The organism is Dyadobacter sp. 676, from assembly GCF_040448675.1.
Lineage (GTDB): Bacteria > Bacteroidota > Bacteroidia > Cytophagales > Spirosomataceae > Dyadobacter.
The window spans coordinates 5,970,919-5,989,552 of the sequence record NZ_CP159289.1; the positions used below are offsets into that span (position 1 = coordinate 5,970,919).

The window sequence follows — 18,634 nt, forward strand, 5'->3', positions numbered from 1 at the left end:
ATTGATTTACAGGTGATTCGATTTTTGCAAAATACCCAGCAACGTTTTTACCAGCAAACCGGCAAATGCCGGGTCGTTGATGTGCATATCGGCCTCCACTATCGCTACATGGCTGGCGGTATTGTCCCGGATAGCGTCGAATAATGCCGTATCGGCTGCGGGGTTATGAAAAATCCCGCCTTCCGTGGCTATCTGGGAAATCCCTTTCAACGGCAGGACAATAGCGGCGCCTGCCTGTGACCGGCTGACGTTCCGTGCGAGCCGTTCGCCGAGGATCACGTTCTCACGCTCGTCCGTGCGCATAAGCGTTACATCGGGTGCCCAGCTGTACAAGCGCCTGCCCGCGAAAGCGGGAGGGACTGTGTCGGGATGGGCAAAATTGACCATATCCAGGCAACCCGGTACGACCACCTGCGGGATGCCCATGTCGGCCGCGGCGGTGAGCCTTTCTGATCCCGCACTGCAAATGCCGCCACAAAGGTCGTCGGCGAGTTCCGTGGTGGTGATGTCGAGGACAGCGTCGAAGCAACCTTCCCTGATAAGCGATTCCATCGTTTTGCCACCTACGCCGGTAGCGTGGAATGCCAGCACCTCGTACCCGGCATTGCTCAGGAGCTCGGTGCATTTGTCGACGCAGGCAGTAGTGTTTCCGAACATGCTGATGGCAATGCAGGGAGCTTTCGATTCAATATCCGCCGTTTGTACATTCGCCATTGCACATATTGCCGCGGCGGCCTGCGCTACCAGTTGCCCGAGAATGTGGTTCTTCCCGGCCACGTCCACTACGGACGGGATTAGCATGATGTCCTTATCACCGATTTGTCGCGACAGGTCTTTGGTAGCCAGGGTTGTGAGGCAAACCTTCGGCGTTCCGAACGGGACTCCCTGCATAGCCGAAAGCGCGATGTACGTGCCGCCCCCTCCGCCCATGCCGATCACCGCTTTGATCCTGCCGTCGGAATATAGCCGCGATACCAGGCTGGCAGCGCCCCGGCCCATGATGTCGATCGCCTTGCCCCGGTCCCGGTCATGGCGGAGGTCGGCGAGGCTGTGGCCGGCAGCTATGGCCACCTGGTCCGCTTCGAAGTCGACGGGGAATGCGTGGGTGGTGCCGAAAACGCCCGTGTTCACTGTAATTACCGTTTCGCCGCCGGCCACGATACGTTCGCGCAGGTAGGAGAACACTTCGCCCTTGGTATCGAAACAGCCGACGATGAGAATGCTTTTATCTGAACTTGACATAGTGCAAGTATAACCACATATCCGTATCCAACGCAACCCGGATTCACGGAGATTGGGTTGTCCAGTGGATTTTCAAGGGTGTAAGACAATTGGAAAGCGAAGTCGAACGGCGATGTCGGGTTTACAAAAACCGGTTCCGTGCATCATAGGCGAGACCTAATCCGACACTGGAAAGTTTGTTTTCCTCGGACCATTCCGCCGTGGGGAACAGCTTCCGGAACCTTTCCCGGATCAGCGGGATTTCGGTTGAGCCGCCGGTCATGATCACCAGCCCGATCGCCCCCGGCGCGATTCCCGCGCTTTGCAGGCATTGTTCCGCGGCGTCGGTAATACGTTGTGCCTTGGAGCCGATCGCCTGGTTGAACGCCTCCCTTTCGACATTGATCCGCAAACCTTCGTCTACAAAAGGCAGGGATGTCACATAGACGTCGTGTCTGGTGAGGGCGATCTTGATATTTTCGGTTTCTGCCAGCACCGCGTGGCCGCTTTCCTGTTCCAGGACGTTGATAAGCCTGCCATATTTTTCGGGTGCGTGGGTTTCGCGAAGCAGTTGTTTCGCCTGAAAGATAATGCGGTTGGTATACAGGAAATTGACCTTACTCCATTCGGAAAGGTCAAAATAATGGAATGAGGGCACTTCGAGATTCTTGGCCCCGTAGGTTGTCCGGAAACCCAGCTCGGGCATCATGCGGGCCAGGCTCAGGTCTTTGTCGAAGTCGTTGCCGCCCAGGCGTACCCCTGTGTTGGCGAGGATATCGTCGCCGCGGTCGTGTTTCCGTGCCCGGTCCCGGGATAGCCGGATCACCGTAAAATCCGACGTGCCTCCCCCCAGGTCGACGACCATGGCCAGCTTTTCGCCGGTAAGCCGGGCCTCATGGGCAAATGCGGCGGCAATAGGCTCGAACTGGAAGCCGACTTCCCCGAAACCCAGGCTTTTGGCCACGGCTTCCAGCTCATTCTCTGCACGCTGGTCGGCGACAGGATCGTTGTCGACGAAATGCACGGGACGGCCCATCACCACATGTTTCAGCTCCGTACCGTAATCGTCCTCGGCTTTCCGCTTCATCTGGTTCAGGAATGCAGCGATGATCTGATCGAACTTCATCAATTCACCATTAACCATTGTTCCCTGCCGCATGGCCGGCGTGCCGAGCACGCGTTTCAGGCTTCGCATCAATCTGCCCGGCTGGCGGTTCAGGAAGCGTTCCATGGCGGCCCGGCCGAAGAACGCCTCATTGTCTTTGCGGGCAAAAAACATCGCGCTCGGAATGGTATAATGTTCATTTTCAACAGGTACCAGGGAAGTTTTGTCGTGAGTTGCGACAGCCAGACTGGAATTGGAGGTGCCGAAATCGATGCCGCAGAAAACAGGAGTAGTCATGGTTTTGAAAAATTGGGCGCGCAATTTCCGATTAATTGGCCGGCAATGCAAATCGGCTTGCGGAGAACTTGTGATGTATGTCACGTAATGGTCTGTGCAGGAGTGGTTTCCTTTGTAATGTCAAATCGATAATGTATTGACAGCGAATGTATCGATCATCCTTTAATGCAGAAACCATGCCTTACGTAAAAATTGAGGTAACCCGGGAAGGCGTTACCCGTTCACAAAAACAGGAGCTTATCGCCGGGGTGACAAAGCTGATCACCGACGTGCTCGACAAAGACCCGCATCTGACCCACGTGGTGATCCGGGAAATTGAACCCGATGACTGGGGCTATGCCGGCGAACAGGTATCCGTGCTCCGCGAAAAAGGAATAACAGCGAAAAAGAATCAGTAAAAAACAAAAAGCACCAATGAAAACGCAAACAGTGATAGTAACCGGCGCCTCGACCGGTATCGGGAAAGCCGTGGCCGGCCTTTTCCTCCAACAGGGGTATTATGTGGTCGTCAATTCCGTGAATGAAGAGAACCTCACGGCAACGTATAACGAATTGGGTCATCACGACCGCCTGGCGATGGTGCCCGGCGACATCGGCCTGAAAGCTACCGGACAGCTATTGGTAGACACCGCGGTGGAGCGGTTTGGCGGTGTGGATGTGCTCGTCAATAATGCGGGCGTGTTTGAACCGAAGAATTTCCTGGACGTCGACGAGGCTCACCTCGACCGTTTCCTGGGCGTCAATCTCAAAGGCACCTATTTTACAAGCCAGGCGACGATCCGGCAGATGCTCCGGCAGGGCGGAGGGGCTATCATCAACATCGGAACCGTGCTGGTGGACCACGCAATCGGCGGGTTTCCCGCAAGCGCGCCTGTTGCGAGCAAGGGCGGTATCCATGCACTGACCAAACAGCTCGCGGCTGAATTTGGTAAAAACAATATCCGCGTGAACTGCATCGCTCCCGGCATTATCCGGAGCCCGTTGCAGGCAAAAAACGGCATAAGCGATGCCGACAGCCTGGCCGGTCTGCACCTTGTCGGCCGCGTCGGCGAAACCGGCGATGTGGCGCAGCTCGCACTGTACCTGGCGGAAAGTAACTTTATCACCGGCGAAGTGGTCAATCTCGACGGCGGCCATGTGGCCGGACACCATATCGGATAGCCCGAGGCATCGATTTGCGGAACCGCCGTCCCGCGGGCATTTCCGGGCGGCAGTTCCGCGTATGGGAGCGGAAGTCATCGGCGCTGGTACGGAATTTGCTGGGACGTTTAGCCCGATATATTATTTCAGCAACCCGCCACATGCAGCTAAATAACGATTTGATTTTCCGTAACCTCTCCGAAGGGATTTTTGTATTGGATGAAACCGGGAAAATAGTAGCCTGTAACGACGCGGCGAGCATCATCACTGGGTATGAAAATGCCGAAATCGAGAACCAGCCATTCCACAGTATCGGCGATGGGCACGACGATCCCATCAAATACCGTTATGAGCTCGATCAGGCACTCAAAAGGAAAAAATTTGTCGCCGAGGGCTGGAAGGTCCGGAAGGACCGCAGCCGGTATTGGGCAGAGACGTCCTATTCGCCCGTTTTCGATGAGTCCGGACAGCACAAGGGATTCTGTGTGCTGCTCAGGGACATTACCGAAAAAAAGCAGCAGCAGTTCGATATTCTCGAAAGCGAGGAGCGCTATCGGCTAATGGTTGAAGCGATCCGCGATTATTCGATATTCATGCTCGACCCGGACGGTTACGTCGTTACCTGGAACGACGGCGGGTCGCTGATCCACGGCTATGCGGAAAGCGAAATTCTGGGCAAACATTTTTCGGTGTTCTATACCGAAGGCGACCTGCTCGACGAGAAACCCAGCAAAAAGCTCCAGTTGGCACGCGAGCAGGGTTCGTACCGGGAGGAAGGCTGGCGGGTCAAAAAGGGCGGTTCGCTGTTCTGGGCGAGCGTGGTGCTCACTGCCTTGTTCAACGAGCAGAACAAGCTTATCGGTTTTTCGAAAGTAACCAGCGACCTGACCGACCGGTTGAAAAGCGAGGAGGTATTACGCCAGAGCGAGGCCCGTTACCGGTCGCTGGTGGAGCAGGTCGGTGATTACGGGATATTCATGCTCGACACTAAGGGCCGGATCGTAAGCTGGAACGAGGGGGCCAGGCGTATCAAGGGCTACAATGCCGACGATGTGATCGGAAAGTACTTCTCCATATTCTATCCGGAGGAAGATATTTTGAGCGGAAAGCCGGCCTGGGAACTGAAAGTCGCGAAGGCAACGGGCAAATATGAAGAAGAAGGATGGCGTTTACGAAAGGACAGAACCCGCTTCTGGGCCAATATCGTCATTACAGCCGTGTATGACACGGAAGGCCGGCTGACCGGTTTTTCAAAAGTAACCCGCGACCTCACCGAACGTAAATTGAACGAGCAGGCATTGCAGGACAGCTCTGATCGCTACAAACAGTTGGCCGAAGAGCTTTCCGTTACCAACAATGAGCTGTCGGCCGTTAACCGGGAGCTGGAACAGTTCACCGCCATTGTATCCCATGATCTTAAGGAGCCCCTGCGGACGGTCCGGAGCTTTCTGCACCTGATGGACCAGGCCATTGATCAGCAAAAAGTTGAAATAATCAAACCGAGTATTGCTAAGGGGATCCTCGCTGCCGAGCGTATGCAGGACCTTATAGACAATCTCCTGCATTATTCTCAGCTCGGAAAAATCGGGCTGGAACGGCAAATGCTCGACGTAGAGGAAATCATTGGCGAGGCCATTCAGAACCTGGGAGAGGCCGTGGAGCAGTCGGGAGCGCAAATCCGGGTCGACGGCGAGGTGCCGTTTGTCTATGGCGACCGCGTGCAGCTTGTGCAGCTTTTCCAGAACCTGCTGGGCAATGCTTTGAAATTTACGAACGGCGTGGCGCCGCAGGTAAATGTAAGGTCCTGGATCGAGAACGGAAGCGTCCGGTTTGTCGTCGAGGACAACGGAATCGGAATTTCTCCCCAAAACCTGGAAAAAATATTCGAAATTTTCAGGAGATTGCATTTTGCCAGCCAATATCCGGGAAACGGAGTGGGGCTGGCTGTCTGCAAGAAGGTCGTTGAACGGCATAAAGGCAGGATATGGGCCGAATCCGAACAGGGAAAAGGAGCCCGCTTTCACATTATGTTACCCAGGAATTAAGACTGACGCCAGAAATGAGAATATTCAGACTTGCCGTTGTTGAGAATGACGAAGACGAACGTTACTTTATGTCCGAGGCGCTGAAAGCTTTCGGTAAATTCGAAGTTGTGGGCGAGTTCGGGAATGGCGATCAGCTGACCGAATGGCTTGAAAGCGCTCCGCAACAGCTTCCGGAACTGGTTCTGTCCGATTTGAATATGCCGGGAAAAAACGGCTACGACATTATCGACGAACTTAAAACAAATTATCCCGGGATTGCGGTTTTCGCAACCTCGACCTCTTCCGTGGTGTCGACGCGTGAAAAGTGCGTCAATGCGGGTGCGAAGGATTTTATCGCCAAACCGGACATTTTTATCGCCTACGACGCGTTTGTAAGCGAGCTTTATAACCTCGCATGCCGCTATCTGAGTTGATGAAACCGCTATTGAATTGTCCTTCCATTCACTTTCACATTAGCCAGCGTGAGGCCCTTTACAACGGATTTGTCATAACTGGCGTTTTTCGCAGTAATATCGAGGTTCTCAAAATGGAATTTCGATAACCGGTCGTATTCGCCGGGACTTACGTCGAAGAAGACTTCGCATTTCAGCCGGATATTCTTCAAACTGATATGATCGGAGTAGGAGAGGGGCACATCCTTTCTTCCCTTCAGGTCGAAAAACTGTTTCCAGGGCTTGACGTAAATGAGGCTGTAAGCTTTGCCATTCACATTTTCCACGCTGATAAACTCGTACTTTTGCGGGGTGTCGGGGCGCATTTTGAGCCAAAGTACCCGCATTGCGTTTTCGATGTGGCAGTTGCGCATAACCACGTTCCGGTTGTGGATTGCCTCGCTTCCGCAGGTCAGCGCCGCGTGGCAGAACCCGAAGTCGGTGTCTTCGACGATGATATTCGTATTGGCGCCATTGCCCGGGTCCTTGTCGGCATAAGGGCCTTTTCCGCCCTTCAATGCGATGGCGTCGTCATTTACAGCCAGGTAGCAACCCTTGATCAGCACATTGTTGCACACGTCGAGATCGATGGCGTCGGTGCTGGGGGCCTTTACCGGCTCGTGCGGTGCGGTAATCGTGACGTTCAGTATCTTAATGTTATTGCATTGGTAATAATGGCTTGTCCAGAACCCCGAATTTTGCAGCCTCACGTCCTGTACCCGCACATTGTTGCACTTCCAGATAAAAACCAGCCGCGGGCGCGACACTTCCAGATTGGTGCAATTCGGGTTCTCTTTTCGCCTTTTCCAGAATGCCTTCCAGTAATTCAGTCCGTTGCCGTCGATGGTGCCTTTCCCGGAAATCGTAAAACCGTCGACTCCGTAGGCATTTACCAGCGCCGGGAAATAGTCCAGGTTCTGGCCTTCCATCCGCGACGCCGTCATCGGGTAATCGGCAATATTGTCGGAGCCTTTCAGCACGGCGCCATCGGCGATATATAAGTGGGTTTTGGGTTTGAAAAACAATGCGCCGCTCAGAAACGTACCTTTCGGGACCACTATCACACCGCCTCCCTGTGCGGCAGCATGGTCGATCACCCGCTGGATCGCGGCGGTTTGAACAGTGTTGCTGTCCCGCGTAATGCCGTTGTCGGTCAATACGAATTGTGTGCCCAGGCTGGCGGGCCCGATTTTGGCCGTGTCGGAAAACCATCGGGGGATCAGTGTGCCGTCGGGGAAAGTCTGGGATCTGCCTGCTCCGGCAAGCAGGCAAAACATGAGGCAAAACAGCAGATAACGCTTGGGCATAGTTAACCGATTAGTGATAGAAGACCGTTACAATTTGCAATTTTTTTTGGTTTGATGGTCAACCTGCGGGCCCTATTATGTCGCCGCATGGATTTCTTCAAATTCCTGCAATTTAATTCAAATCCCGGTGCTAAAACGCCAGGTTAATTTTGTTACCTGCGCAGCGCGGGCATATGTATTGATGTCCAGAAAGGTAATTGAGAACCTTTTTTGTGAAATGGCATCGTGCAAACAGACATCACTCCGCAGTCCCCTGAAAACCTTTCAATTTTTGGTTGGATTTTTACAATTTCGTTCATTGGAATGACATTCATCCCGCGTTCGCTGGATCATACGATGTTCATCGACGGGCTGGCTTACGCGGCGATTTCCAGAAACATGTCGGTAGGTACGGGGAGTTTTTTGGGCACCTTATTTTGCCGATTCGTTCTGGTTGGATTATAACAATCTTTGTTCATTTTTTTGTGAACATCCTCCTTTGATGTTCGGAATGCAGTCGCTGATTTTTAGATTAATTGGTGATTCGACGGCCGTTGAAAACATTTATAACGGTATAATACTCGCGTGCATCGTGACTTTGATCGTGTCCGTCTGGCGTGTCCTTTTCCGCAATGATGAACAGGTGAGGCGACATGCCTGGCTGCCGGTTTTAATGTGGTACGGCCTTCGGATCGTGTGGTGGAGCGTGCCGAACAACATGCTCGATACAAGCCTGGCCATGTTTTGCCTCGCTTCCTGCTATACCCAGCTCCTGGTGTTATCAAAGAAACGATATGCGAATGGATACTGGATTTTATCGGGAATACTCGTGCTCCTGGCTTGCCTGACGAAAGGGCCGGTCGGACTTTTTCCACTCGCTTTTCCCGTTTTATACGATTTAATATTTAAAAACAGCCGGAGGCGGATCTTCGGAGGTGCGCTGACCCTGCTTGCCACCGTTGCAATTCTGACGTTTGCGGTTCTGCAATATCCGCCTGCACGTTCGCTGTTAAAAAGTTATTTTGACGGCCAGGTGATGATGGCGCTATTGAAAAAAAGAGAAGGTGGCGAAAAGAATTGGGTAGCGCATTTTTATCTGGTTAAAATATTGATTGTAAATATTTTACCGCACATTGTTTTTACGGGCGGAATCTGGTTTGTAATTCATTTTTCGAAGGCCGGATTTAAAATATCCGAAACCGCAAAACGGGCAGTGCTATTGAATTTGCTGGTCATATTTTCGATTCTGGTACCGATGCTTGCAAGTATCAAACAAAGCGATCCCTATTTGCTTCCGTTGACTCCGTTTGTCGCCTTGTTCTTTGCCTGTTTGTGTGTCGAATGGATCGTTTCGTTATGCCGTCAATTCAGTTTTTACCCAACATTTATTTTAAGTTTTGCGTCGGTTATTTGCCTGATATTTATGGCTTTTCAAGTATATCGATCCGCACCGGACAGAATGTATGAGATCTCGACCGACCTCGCAAGGCACATTCCACCCGGTTCGAAAATCTATGCCACGCCCGAAATCGCCCGGTCGCCGGAAATACAGACTCCCTTTCAGCGCTATGCCCGCCTGTCCGTCGCTTTCGATCCCGGCGCCACACGCTACGCCTATTTCGACGACTGCAAGACGGTACCCGACTCGATAACCCGGTCGCCGGCTTTCGAGGTTATTCCCCTTGCATGTGAAACTGCGCTGGTTATTGCCAGGTAGGTAGCTGTGGATCAGGCCATTGCGCCGTTTAGGCCGATAGTTTGCCCGCTGATCCATTTCGCATCGTCACCGGCGAGGAATACGACCACCCGGGCGATATCGTCGGGTTCGCCCAGCCTGTTGAAGGCATTCAGAGAGGCCAGGCGGTCGATCACCTCCTGCGGTTTACCTTTTGTGAAAAGCTCGGTATTGGTCGGGCCGGGCAACACAGCGTTGACGTTGATGCCCCGGCTGCCGATTTCCTTCGCGAAAACACGCGTGAGCTGCTCAACTGCGCCTTTGGTAGCCACGTACGTCGCGTAAGTGGGCATCATGACGCGCGTAGTCGTGGACGAGAAGTTGATAATGCTTCCACCCTCGTTCAGACGCGTGGCCGCCTCGCGAAGCGTATTGAACGTTCCCCGTACATTCACTTCGAACTGGCGGGTGAAGTCTTCGTTCGTGGTGTCTTTCAGCAATTTGGTGATCATAATACCCGCATTGTTGACCAGTACGTCAATCTTGCCGAAATGGGTAATGGCCCTGTCGAACAGGTCTTTAACCTGCTGAGGGTCGCTCACGTCCGCCTGCAGTGCAATGGCCTGTCCCCCGAGCGATTCAATCGTTGCGACGGTTTGCTGTGCGGCTTCGAATCCGCCGGTATAATTCACAATCACTTTTGCGCCGGCTTCGGCCAGATGGCGGGCAACCGCCGCGCCGATTCCCCTTGACGCGCCGGTCACCAGGGCTACTTTGTTTTCGAGTGAGGTCATGGTCGTTTCTGTTTTGGTTAATTGACATCACAAAGATGGCAGACCGGCGGCCTCCGGAGCGTACAAGGATTACAGCAAGAGTTGCAAAATTCTCAGATCGGTTTTGTGTACCCATAAAAAAGGCTGCCAGACAACGGGCAGCCCTATTTTGGTTTTGTCGAATCGAAACGGCAATGCTATCTGAAACCGAAAAGTAATGGAAACGCGAAGGTTACTATCGCGCTCCAGACGCTGTACAACGGCAGGAACACCGCAAGTGAAGAACCAACCGCCGTGAGCTCGTTTTTCCCGCGCAGCGTTCCGAAGAGTTTGGTAGCAACATAAAACAGATGAATGAGCATCAGGATATTCGCGCCCAGCACGGCGGCACGGTTGGGGGTAAGGCCCCATTCGGAAATGCGGAACAGGACCGCGGACAGCGCAATGCAATTGACGATCAGGGTCACGGCCGAAAGCAGGAACAGCAATAAGATCTGCCCCCGGTGGCTGCCGGAGTGGTCGGTTTCGGCAACCGAAAAGAAAATCAGCGCCATTACGCCCACCAGCAATCCGTTAAAAAGAAGCAGGAATTCGCGGTCGTGATAGGGATTCTTGCCGGCGATGAGCGTAGCCACCAGGTACACCACCAGCATTACCAATGCCACCGGGCTGAACAATCTGGCGATCACAGGTGAGACCTTGTTTACCAGCGTCGGTTGCACGCGGGTTATAAATGTGCCGACGATCGGGACGGCCGCAAGACCGCAAATTACGATGTACTGGAAGTAAAACTTCTCGATTTTCCATCCGATCAGATTGAACAATCCGATGGTAATGGCTGTGGTGAGCCCGCCCGACAGCAGGAGCAGGGCCGTTATCGCCGCGAGCTCGCCATTGTACCGGAGAAAACCCAGCCAGTTGGCGCCGTTCCGCCATGTTCCGCCGCTGAACACAAATCCCAGCAACGACCAGAGCCAAAGTGGCAGGTGCATACACGCCAGGACCAGCGTGTCGCTGGAAGTGTTTTGAGGAAGCAGGTTGATGAACGTTGCCGACGCCAGCACCAGTCCTGCTACCAGTCCGCATGTTTTCCGGGAGGCGTTGTATTTCCAGGCGAAATAGGCCATCAGCATTGGAAGGACAATCAGGCCGGCGTTGCGCGGGTAAAAAAACTCGTTATCGAGCGAAAGCAATTCCGGTAATTTGGCGATGAACGCCGAAAACAGCGAGGCCGCCACCACAAAAGTGCGCTCGGCGGGGGAGCCCCAGGCCATTGTGCCGGGAGAGAGCTCTTCCGGGCTGAAATTGAGCCGCTGGTACCATCCTTCCGCCAGCGGGTTACTCCGCAATTGGGGGTAAACCGCATTGAATGCCGCCTTGAAAGTAGGCTTGTTGCCCCGGTACAACTTTTCCAGTTGCAGGGGATTGTCTTGGTTCAACAGGATTTCGTCACGCATAACGATGATTGAAAATTTGTGAATAGTGTTCCGGTGTGATACGGTGTTGATGATAGATTAAAAAGTACTTTGTATTTCAAAGTTAAAAACGATTTGGAATCCTGCAATGCATTGCGGCGAAAATTTTTCGGAAGGCTGCATGCAACTCTTTTTGTTCGAATCGAGGTCTTAATGCGCGAACCCCACAGGAGTAGCTTCGGCCATTAACGCAACTTTCTATTTCATCCATGAAGAAAACACTATTAACGCTTTGTATAGCCGCATGGAACCTGTTTGCATTCGGGCAGGCGGAAAAGCAGTTTTTTATCGATCCTGAATTCAAAACGCCCGATTTTACGGAAAAGGACGCACCGCTTACGCCGGTTGGCAAGCCGATAGTCCTTCGCAACGGGAAAGTGCTGATTCGTACCGCGGGATTCGATTATGTCAACGGCAAGCGGGTGGCCGGAAACTATGTCAGGCTCAATGAAGACGGGAGTTTCGACGAAACATTCATCGTTCCTTTCGTTAAAGGGGAGGTCATTGTCGCCAGGGCCATGGGGAATCAGAAGGCCGTCGCCCTGATGAGCTACGGTTGGGGAGCCAATCTGATGGGCATCGCCCGGTTCGGTAACAACGGCGTGGATACCGTTTACAGAACTCCTTTCCTCCCGTATGTAGATGCTTCCGGTATCCAGTCGGACGGCAGGGCCGTTATTTTCAACTGGGCCACGGGCATCATCCGTTTGCTTTCCAATGGAGAGCTTGATCCAACTTTCAGGTTCTCGAAGGAATACTGGGATAATTACGAAGGCGATGCCGGTAACTGGTTTGGCTCGGTGGCAGCAGACGACAGGATCAGGGTCGCAGTGATACGGGAGGGGAAAATCCACGTCCGCGGTTATAACAGGAACGGGCAATTGGAAAACAGATTCGAGCTCGGCGGCATTGGCGGATTTACCTACGGGCAGATTAGCCAGGTATCTTTTTTCGAAGACGGCAGGGTTTTCGTGAAGGACCGTCATGCTAATACGTATTCCATTTTCAAAGCGGACGGTACCCTCGAAGTTACTCGCCCTTTTCCTACCGGCACCGCCAGCGAATACAGCGCCAATGTCCTGCTGGCCGACGGGAATTTTCTCGAATTGAATCTGCGAATGCCTTATAAAGTAGTCGTGGCGACCAACGAAGCTATCCCGTTAATGCGGGAGGGCAGATTGCTGGCTTTGGAAGCCGACGGCGAAGAGCGGTATTTCGCCTATGATGCTTCACTGCTGGGCAAAGGGGAGTTGCTTATTACCGGAGTCGACAGACAGCCGCTCTGGATCGACGCCGCAGGGAATGTCAGGCAGCGGTCGAATGTCCGTATCGAACGTTCCAAGCTGAATGCGGTACAGGTTTCCACAGATCAGGTGCTTGTTGACGTACAGGAAGGATATCAGTCCGAGTTACACCGTATAGAAAGGGGCGGCGGCATCGACAGCTCCACAGTTTATCAGAGAAGGGTGATCAAGCTGCCTTCTCTGTACACGGAGACATATTTTGACACTACCTCAGTGTATGATTCCAACAGGGCTTTCCGATATAGTAAGTACAAGCAGTTGTACGCATTGCGCGACGGCAGTTACCTGGTCAACCGCCAAACGAATGCAAACAGTGGCGGGCTTTTTTTCTCGAACACTTATAAAATAAAGTCGGATGGCTCGGTGGATGAACGCTTTCTCCGTGACAGCGCATCGACGTCTCCGTTACCGGGCGATTTCTTTCTTGTAAAAGCGTGGTCGCCCGGCCTTATTCCACATCCGGTGAGGTTTATTATCAATGGCGAGGGGCAAAAGGTCGATCCAATGAACGCGTTTCAGGCCGCAGCATTAGGTGAAAATTTCATGGCCTGCCACGAGCTGAAAGATGGAAGCGTACTCACCGTAACACGGCATATGCCAAGCCGTCGGCTGGTTATTAGCCGATTTACCGCGAACGGACTGCCCGATCCCGGTTTTAATCCCATTGAAATGGCGTCGGATGCTGTCTTAGATTTAAAGGCGGTCTACGAGGACGGCAGATTACTGGTTTTTCAGGACCGGGTTTTAAAACGGTTCAAATCCAATGGCCGGCCGGATGATTCGTTCGAGCCCATTCCATTTAAAGCGGAAGACTCGTTCAGCGCATTTATCCAGCCCGACCAGAAAATCCTTGTCTGGGGCCGTTTCAACCAAGTGGCTGGTTACCTGCCCGATGCGAAAATGATGCGCTTCCAGGCAGACGGGACGCCTGATGCCGCTTTCAGAATGTCGAAGCATATTAATCCTGAACTTATCACGAGTGTCCATCCATTGTCGGCGGAAGCAATGCTGGTTATTTACAAGGGGCGTCTGGAACGGCTGATACTGGGCGACCCTCCGCAAGGGCCGGGAGAGGAAGGAAATGAGGGAGGACGCCTGACCGTAACCGCCTGGCCGAATCCGGGCGACGGGGCATTCGAGCTGGAATTGCCCCGTCGCCTGCAAGGCGGGGTGGTTGAGGTGTTCGACGGCTCCGGCCGTAGTGTGCCGTTTATCCGTTTGGGTACGGGCTTCCAGGTTATTTATCCCAAAGCCGGACTTTTGCTGGTGAGGGTCCGGAAGGACGGTAAATCAGCTGGTACGAAATTGTTGGTAAGGTAGAGTCAGTTGGTTAAGTCGTTTGCAAACCGTTTACTAATTTCGGTAACCGGTTAATTGATAGTGTTTTAATTCCGCCCGGCGGCGATTTTATTTTGTGCTGAAAATCAAATCGATACAAAAATGGAATGGACGATTAGCATGTGGGCTGGACTGGTGCAGGTCGGAATTGCGGTGGCGATTGCGGCAATGGGTATCCGGGTCTTGCTAGAACTGCGGAAAACGGAATTAACCGAGCAACCCGCTGAATAAAGGGGGTACGAAAAGAGCAATTGAAATTTGGGAAGCTTTGTTAAGGAGCTCAATACGTAAGAAGGTCCGTAATGCGAATTGCGGGCCCTTCTTTTTTTGCATTTGCAGGCCGGCACCGGGGTGAGTAAATGCCGGAGGTATATTACTTATTGAGGTCGGGGGGGCTGTTCCTACAAATGATTTATGCCGGACCGGTTGCCGAAATAGCCGTGCTTTGCCCTATATTTTCCTAAACCATATGAACCGATCATCTTCTCTCAGCCGCAGGGATTTTCTGGCCGCTGCTTCGGCAGGCATCGCGTTACCGTTAATCCAGCCTTTGAATGCGCTGGCAAAAGCCGAGCCGCTATTTTCATTCTCCACACTGGCTTGCCCCAAGTGGGATTGGGCGACGATCGTCAGACACGCGGCCGGTAACGGCTACCATGGGATCGAGATCCGCGGAGTGCTCGATTGCATGGATTTGCCCAAATGCAGCGATTTCGATAGCCCGCAAAGCATTGGCCGGTCACGTAAAATGGCCGAGGACAAGGGGTTAAGGATCGTCGACCTGGGCTCGTCGGCGGCATTGCACATGGCTGATCCGGCGGTGCGGGCAAAAAATCTCGACGAAGCCAGGCGGTTCATCGATCTGGCACAACAGCTGAATTGCCCCTACGTCCGCGTTTTTCCCAACGATTTACCCAAAGACCAGGAGGTGGATAAAACCGTGGAGCTGATCAGCACCGGATTGCTGGAACTGGGCGATTATGCCAAAAATACGTCCGTTACCGTACTGCTCGAATCGCATGGCGATGTGACTGGCAAAGATATTCTCGCGGCGATAATGGGCAAGGCGGAGCACAGACATGTAGGGCTTATCTGGGATATTTTCAATATGTGGTCCGTGACGAAGGAGCCGCCGAAAGAAGTTTATGCCAGATTAAAGAAATATATCCGTCACACCCACATCAAAGACGGCCTGCTGAAAGACGGCAAGATCGCGTACGTGCAGGTGGGCAAGGGCGAGGGACCGTTGCGGGAGGCGATCGATGCCCTTGTAAAGGACAATTACAAGGGCTATTACAGTTTCGAATGGGAGAAAAGGTGGCATCCCGAAATCGAAGATCCTGAAATCGTCATCCCGGCTTATCCACGCCTCATGCGGCAATATTTTTAATCATATTTCATCTCGATCGCTTTGATTTCGCTAGTCCCCGACGGCGGGCCGGTTACGTTAATCCCTACTCTCGGGGCACGGTCCCAGCGCGGAAGCCACGGCGCCTCCATTTGCACGGAGCTGGTGAGCGAATCGATTTTCTGGCCTTTTACGGCCCAGCTGAATGTGTAGAACCGGCCGAAGCGGCTCTGCAATTCGAGCCTGATATGCTTGTATTTGTCGGGAATTTCCTGGGTTTTGAGAGTTTCGTAAACGCCATCTTTCACTTGCCACAGTTCGACACGGTTTTGGCCCACACCATATCCGACCGCATTCTGCGCATCGCCATAGAGGACGATATTCTGAAAAACATCGTCCTTGGCCACCAACTCGGTAGCGAAGGTGTAGTTGCCTTTTTTAACCGTATGCCCCAAAAAGTTGCCCGTTCTGGCCGCATTTTCACATTCTATTTCCAGGGAAGTGTGTTTCAGGGAAAATTTCGGCTTGGGCAACCCGGCGTCGAAGACCCACGGAAGGCTGAGGGTATCCCGGTCGTAATTGACGGAGAAGCTAAGCATATCCCGCCCGGATGTGCCTGCGCCCGCGGGGGACTCAGCTTGCGCGGGCGGTGTTTTGCCGTATCGAAATGCAGGCCATTTGGTAGTTTCGTCCCATACCAGTTCGCTCAGCACGCCTTGCCGGCCGGCGAACGTGAAGTCGGTACCGTTGTAGGCATGATGCAGGTAAAAATAGCGGCGGTCGGGCGTTACCACTACGGTGCCGTGTCCGGGACATTTCCAGGTCTCGTCCCCGAAAAGCACCGGGTTTCCCAAATACCTGACCCACGGACCTTGCAGTTTTTCAGCCCGCGCAAGCCCGACCTGGTAGTCGCAGCGGTCGCCGCAGCAAGCATTACCGGAATAGAGCATATACCAGAAATCGCCTCTTTTGAAAATAGCCTGGCCCTCGGCCCCGCCCGCTTCCCAGCCTGTCGGGTCGGCTTTGAGCAGGCTGAATTCTTTCCCCGTCACTTTGAGGCCGTCCGGCGAGAGCTCGGCACCCAGCAGCTCGATGCCCCTGTTTTTATCAAGCCCGTATGCTTTCCAGGTAATGAATAGCTTGCCTTTGTCTTCTACTACAAATGCGTCGATAGCTTCCTTCGTCCACTCGACGATCACGCCGTGATCCTTGAACCCTTTGGTGATGTCTTTGGTGGTGGCCACGCCGATCATCGACTGCCTGTCCGACTTCCTCCGTGCCGTATAATATACATAGAAAGTCCCGTTCCGGAAAAACAGCTCCGGCGCCCAGTAGCTGCCCATGGTCCATTTGGGTAGTTCGGTAAACACCGGGCCGACGTACTTCCAGTTAACCAGGTCTTTAGAGCTATAAATAGGGTAGGCTGGTCCCCATTCCGACGAGGTACCGGCTGCAAAGTAGGTATCCCCGACACGGATCACCGACGGATCGGCGAAATCGCCCGCTATGACCGGATTGCGGTAAGTGACAACCGGGGCCGGGGCAGGCCGCTGCGCCATTATGCTGGTGGTAAAAAGGAAGATCAGCAGGGATATGCCGGGAAATTTCATCGTAATACGGATTGATGGAACTGCGAATAAAGGGATTTAATTCGGGATAAGAAACCCACCGGTGTAATGGAAAATGCTGCCATTCCAACGCGCCGATGGTTGAAATGATGCGGAATAATTAGAATATTGCAATTTTACCAACCGATGGACTATTTGAAGACCTTCCTCGAAATTACCGGCTGCCTCGTGGTGCTGATGTCGCTCATTCCGCTGATTCGTAACGATTACTGGACATTCCGGGTTTTCGAGTATCCCAGGTTACAGAAACTTGTGCTCAGCGTGGCGGTTGCCGGGATGTATCTAAGCCTGTTTTTTTCAACAGAGGTAAGGACGCTACTGTTTTCGGGAGCATTTGTCTTGAACAGCATCTACCTCTGCTACCTGATTTATCCTTTCACGCCTGTCGCGCGGAAGGTGATCCTACCCGCAGAGATGCATTTGCCCGAAAACCGGATATCGATATTGTCTTCCAATGTTTTGCAGGATAACAAGAATACCGCCGGCTGCCTGAACCTGATCCGAAAATACGATCCGGACATTGTGCTGTTGCTCGAAACCGACGGTTTCTGGTATGAAAGCACATTGGTTTTGCGTGACAGTTATCCTTATCAAATGACCGTTCCGCTGGAGAATACCTACGGCATGCTGCTTTATTCGAGGCTGGTGCTTTCGGAAACGGAGGTCCGTTACCTTGTAGATGAGGAAATCCCGTCGATCAAGACCCTGGTAACCTTGCCTTCCGGCCAGAAAGTGCAGTTGTTTTGCGTGCACCCGACGCCGCCCGTGCCGGGAGAAAACCTGTATTCCACGGAGCGCGACAAGGAATTGCTGCTCATTGCAAAGGAGGTGAAGGCAAATCGGTGGCCTTGCATTGTGGTGGGCGATCTGAACGACGTCGCGTGGTCATATACCACGGATCTTTTTACCAAAATCAGCGGCCTGCTCGACCCGCGCATCGGCCGGGGATTTTATAACACCTTTCATGCGGGAATTCCGGTGCTTCGCTTTCCGCTCGACCATGTGTTTTGTTCTACGGATTTCAAGCTCGTTGGACTGGCCCGACTTGAAAATTTCTCCTCGGACCATTTTCCGATCCTTCTTTCATTGCAGTATGAACCCACTGCGGCTTCCAGGCAGCAAGAGCCCGAAGCGGAACCGGAGGATATCGAAGTGGCCAATGAAAAAATCTCTAAAGAAGTACCGGAGTAATCAAGTCCTCAGTTAAAAGCGGACTTGCCGGCGCAGCTGGTACCAGCCGGCATCAGGGCATTGAAGCTGCCGCTTGCCGGCCGGGTGGTGAAAGCGCCCCGCCCCCCCGGAAAACACCTGGTTTTATATTCACGTGTTTACACGCTTACGCGCGCCTCCGCGTTTGCGCAATTTTGTCGTGTCTATCATGAACAACGGTTGCTGGTGTCAACGTGTCAAAAGCTTTTCGGGATTTTGGGCACTACCGCACTTCATCGGCAAGCTAAAAACCAAAACCTGGCCGCTAAATCGAAGTTATACTACTTTTTATGGTAATTAGTTACAACTCTACCCTTCGCTAGGTATATTGCTTTTCTGTTATGCCGGGATTTTCCGAC

The 18,634-nt window shown here is 52.9% G+C and carries 15 protein-coding genes; 9 read left to right on the plus strand and 6 right to left on the minus strand.

What is annotated here, in order from left to right; genetic code table 11:
* Positions 1–6 precede the first annotated feature (6 nt).
* Positions 7–1,242, minus strand: coding sequence for a Tm-1-like ATP-binding domain-containing protein (locus tag ABV298_RS26285; protein ID WP_353719107.1), 1,236 nt, complete (start codon positions 1,240–1,242; stop codon positions 7–9).
* Between the two features lie 121 nt (positions 1,243–1,363).
* On the minus strand, positions 1,364–2,623 hold the full coding sequence (locus ABV298_RS26290; RefSeq protein WP_353719108.1) for an Hsp70 family protein: 1,260 nt from the start codon (positions 2,621–2,623) through the stop codon (positions 1,364–1,366).
* A 176-nt stretch (positions 2,624–2,799) separates the two neighbouring features.
* Here ABV298_RS26290 and ABV298_RS26295 point away from each other — a divergent pair, with 176 nt between their 5' ends.
* From ABV298_RS26295 to ABV298_RS26310, 4 genes are all read left to right on the plus strand, one after another.
* A complete protein-coding gene (locus ABV298_RS26295) occupies positions 2,800–3,021 on the plus strand; it encodes a 4-oxalocrotonate tautomerase family protein (RefSeq protein ID WP_353719109.1) in 222 nt (73 codons plus the stop codon).
* A 16-nt stretch (positions 3,022–3,037) separates the two neighbouring features.
* Entirely contained in the window at positions 3,038–3,784 is a 747-nt protein-coding gene (locus ABV298_RS26300) for an SDR family oxidoreductase (RefSeq protein ID WP_353719110.1), read from the plus strand.
* Positions 3,785–3,924: 140 nt separating this feature from the next.
* A complete protein-coding gene (locus tag ABV298_RS26305) occupies positions 3,925–5,808 on the plus strand; it encodes a PAS domain S-box protein (protein ID WP_353719111.1) in 1,884 nt (627 codons plus the stop codon).
* A gap of 14 nt (positions 5,809–5,822) precedes the next feature.
* Complete coding sequence (locus ABV298_RS26310) at positions 5,823–6,221, plus strand: response regulator (protein ID WP_353719112.1); 399 nt, start codon at positions 5,823–5,825, stop codon at positions 6,219–6,221.
* Positions 6,222–6,229: 8 nt separating this feature from the next.
* Here the strand turns inward: ABV298_RS26310 and ABV298_RS26315 are convergent, their stop codons facing one another.
* Positions 6,230–7,546: a glycosyl hydrolase family 28 protein gene (locus ABV298_RS26315; protein ID WP_353719113.1), complete on the minus strand. Its 1,317-nt coding sequence runs from the start codon at positions 7,544–7,546 to the stop codon at positions 6,230–6,232.
* A 481-nt stretch (positions 7,547–8,027) separates the two neighbouring features.
* Here ABV298_RS26315 and ABV298_RS26320 point away from each other — a divergent pair, with 481 nt between their 5' ends.
* On the plus strand, positions 8,028–9,242 hold the full coding sequence (locus ABV298_RS26320; RefSeq protein ID WP_353719114.1) for a hypothetical protein: 1,215 nt from the start codon (positions 8,028–8,030) through the stop codon (positions 9,240–9,242).
* Between the two features lie 11 nt (positions 9,243–9,253).
* Here ABV298_RS26320 and ABV298_RS26325 read toward each other — a convergent pair whose 3' ends face one another.
* Complete coding sequence (locus tag ABV298_RS26325; protein WP_353719115.1) at positions 9,254–9,994, minus strand: SDR family oxidoreductase; 741 nt, start codon at positions 9,992–9,994, stop codon at positions 9,254–9,256.
* Positions 9,995–10,170: 176 nt separating this feature from the next.
* Positions 10,171–11,430 (minus strand): hypothetical protein, encoded by a 1,260-nt coding sequence (locus ABV298_RS26330; protein ID WP_353719116.1) that lies wholly within the window; start codon positions 11,428–11,430, stop codon positions 10,171–10,173.
* A gap of 227 nt (positions 11,431–11,657) precedes the next feature.
* On the opposite strand from ABV298_RS26330, the gene ABV298_RS26335 reads away from it, so the two are divergent.
* The 3 genes from ABV298_RS26335 (at position 11,658) to ABV298_RS26345 (ending at position 15,480) form a co-directional block, all read left to right on the plus strand.
* Complete coding sequence (locus tag ABV298_RS26335; protein ID WP_353719117.1) at positions 11,658–14,072, plus strand: hypothetical protein; 2,415 nt, start codon at positions 11,658–11,660, stop codon at positions 14,070–14,072.
* Between the two features lie 120 nt (positions 14,073–14,192).
* The gene (locus tag ABV298_RS26340; RefSeq protein ID WP_353719118.1) at positions 14,193–14,321 is read left to right on the plus strand and encodes a hypothetical protein; all 129 of its coding nucleotides are present in this window, start codon (positions 14,193–14,195) and stop codon (positions 14,319–14,321) included.
* Between the two features lie 238 nt (positions 14,322–14,559).
* The gene (locus ABV298_RS26345; protein ID WP_353719119.1) at positions 14,560–15,480 is read left to right on the plus strand and encodes a sugar phosphate isomerase/epimerase family protein; all 921 of its coding nucleotides are present in this window, start codon (positions 14,560–14,562) and stop codon (positions 15,478–15,480) included.
* Here the strand turns inward: ABV298_RS26345 and ABV298_RS26350 are convergent.
* Complete coding sequence (locus ABV298_RS26350; protein WP_353719120.1) at positions 15,477–17,048, minus strand: glycoside hydrolase family 43 protein; 1,572 nt, start codon at positions 17,046–17,048, stop codon at positions 15,477–15,479. The genes ABV298_RS26345 and ABV298_RS26350 overlap by 4 nt on opposite strands.
* A gap of 144 nt (positions 17,049–17,192) precedes the next feature.
* On the opposite strand from ABV298_RS26350, the gene ABV298_RS26355 reads away from it, so the two are divergent.
* Positions 17,193–18,257: an endonuclease/exonuclease/phosphatase family protein gene (locus tag ABV298_RS26355; protein ID WP_353719121.1), complete on the plus strand. Its 1,065-nt coding sequence runs from the start codon at positions 17,193–17,195 to the stop codon at positions 18,255–18,257.
* The last annotated feature ends 377 nt before the right edge of the window (positions 18,258–18,634 follow it).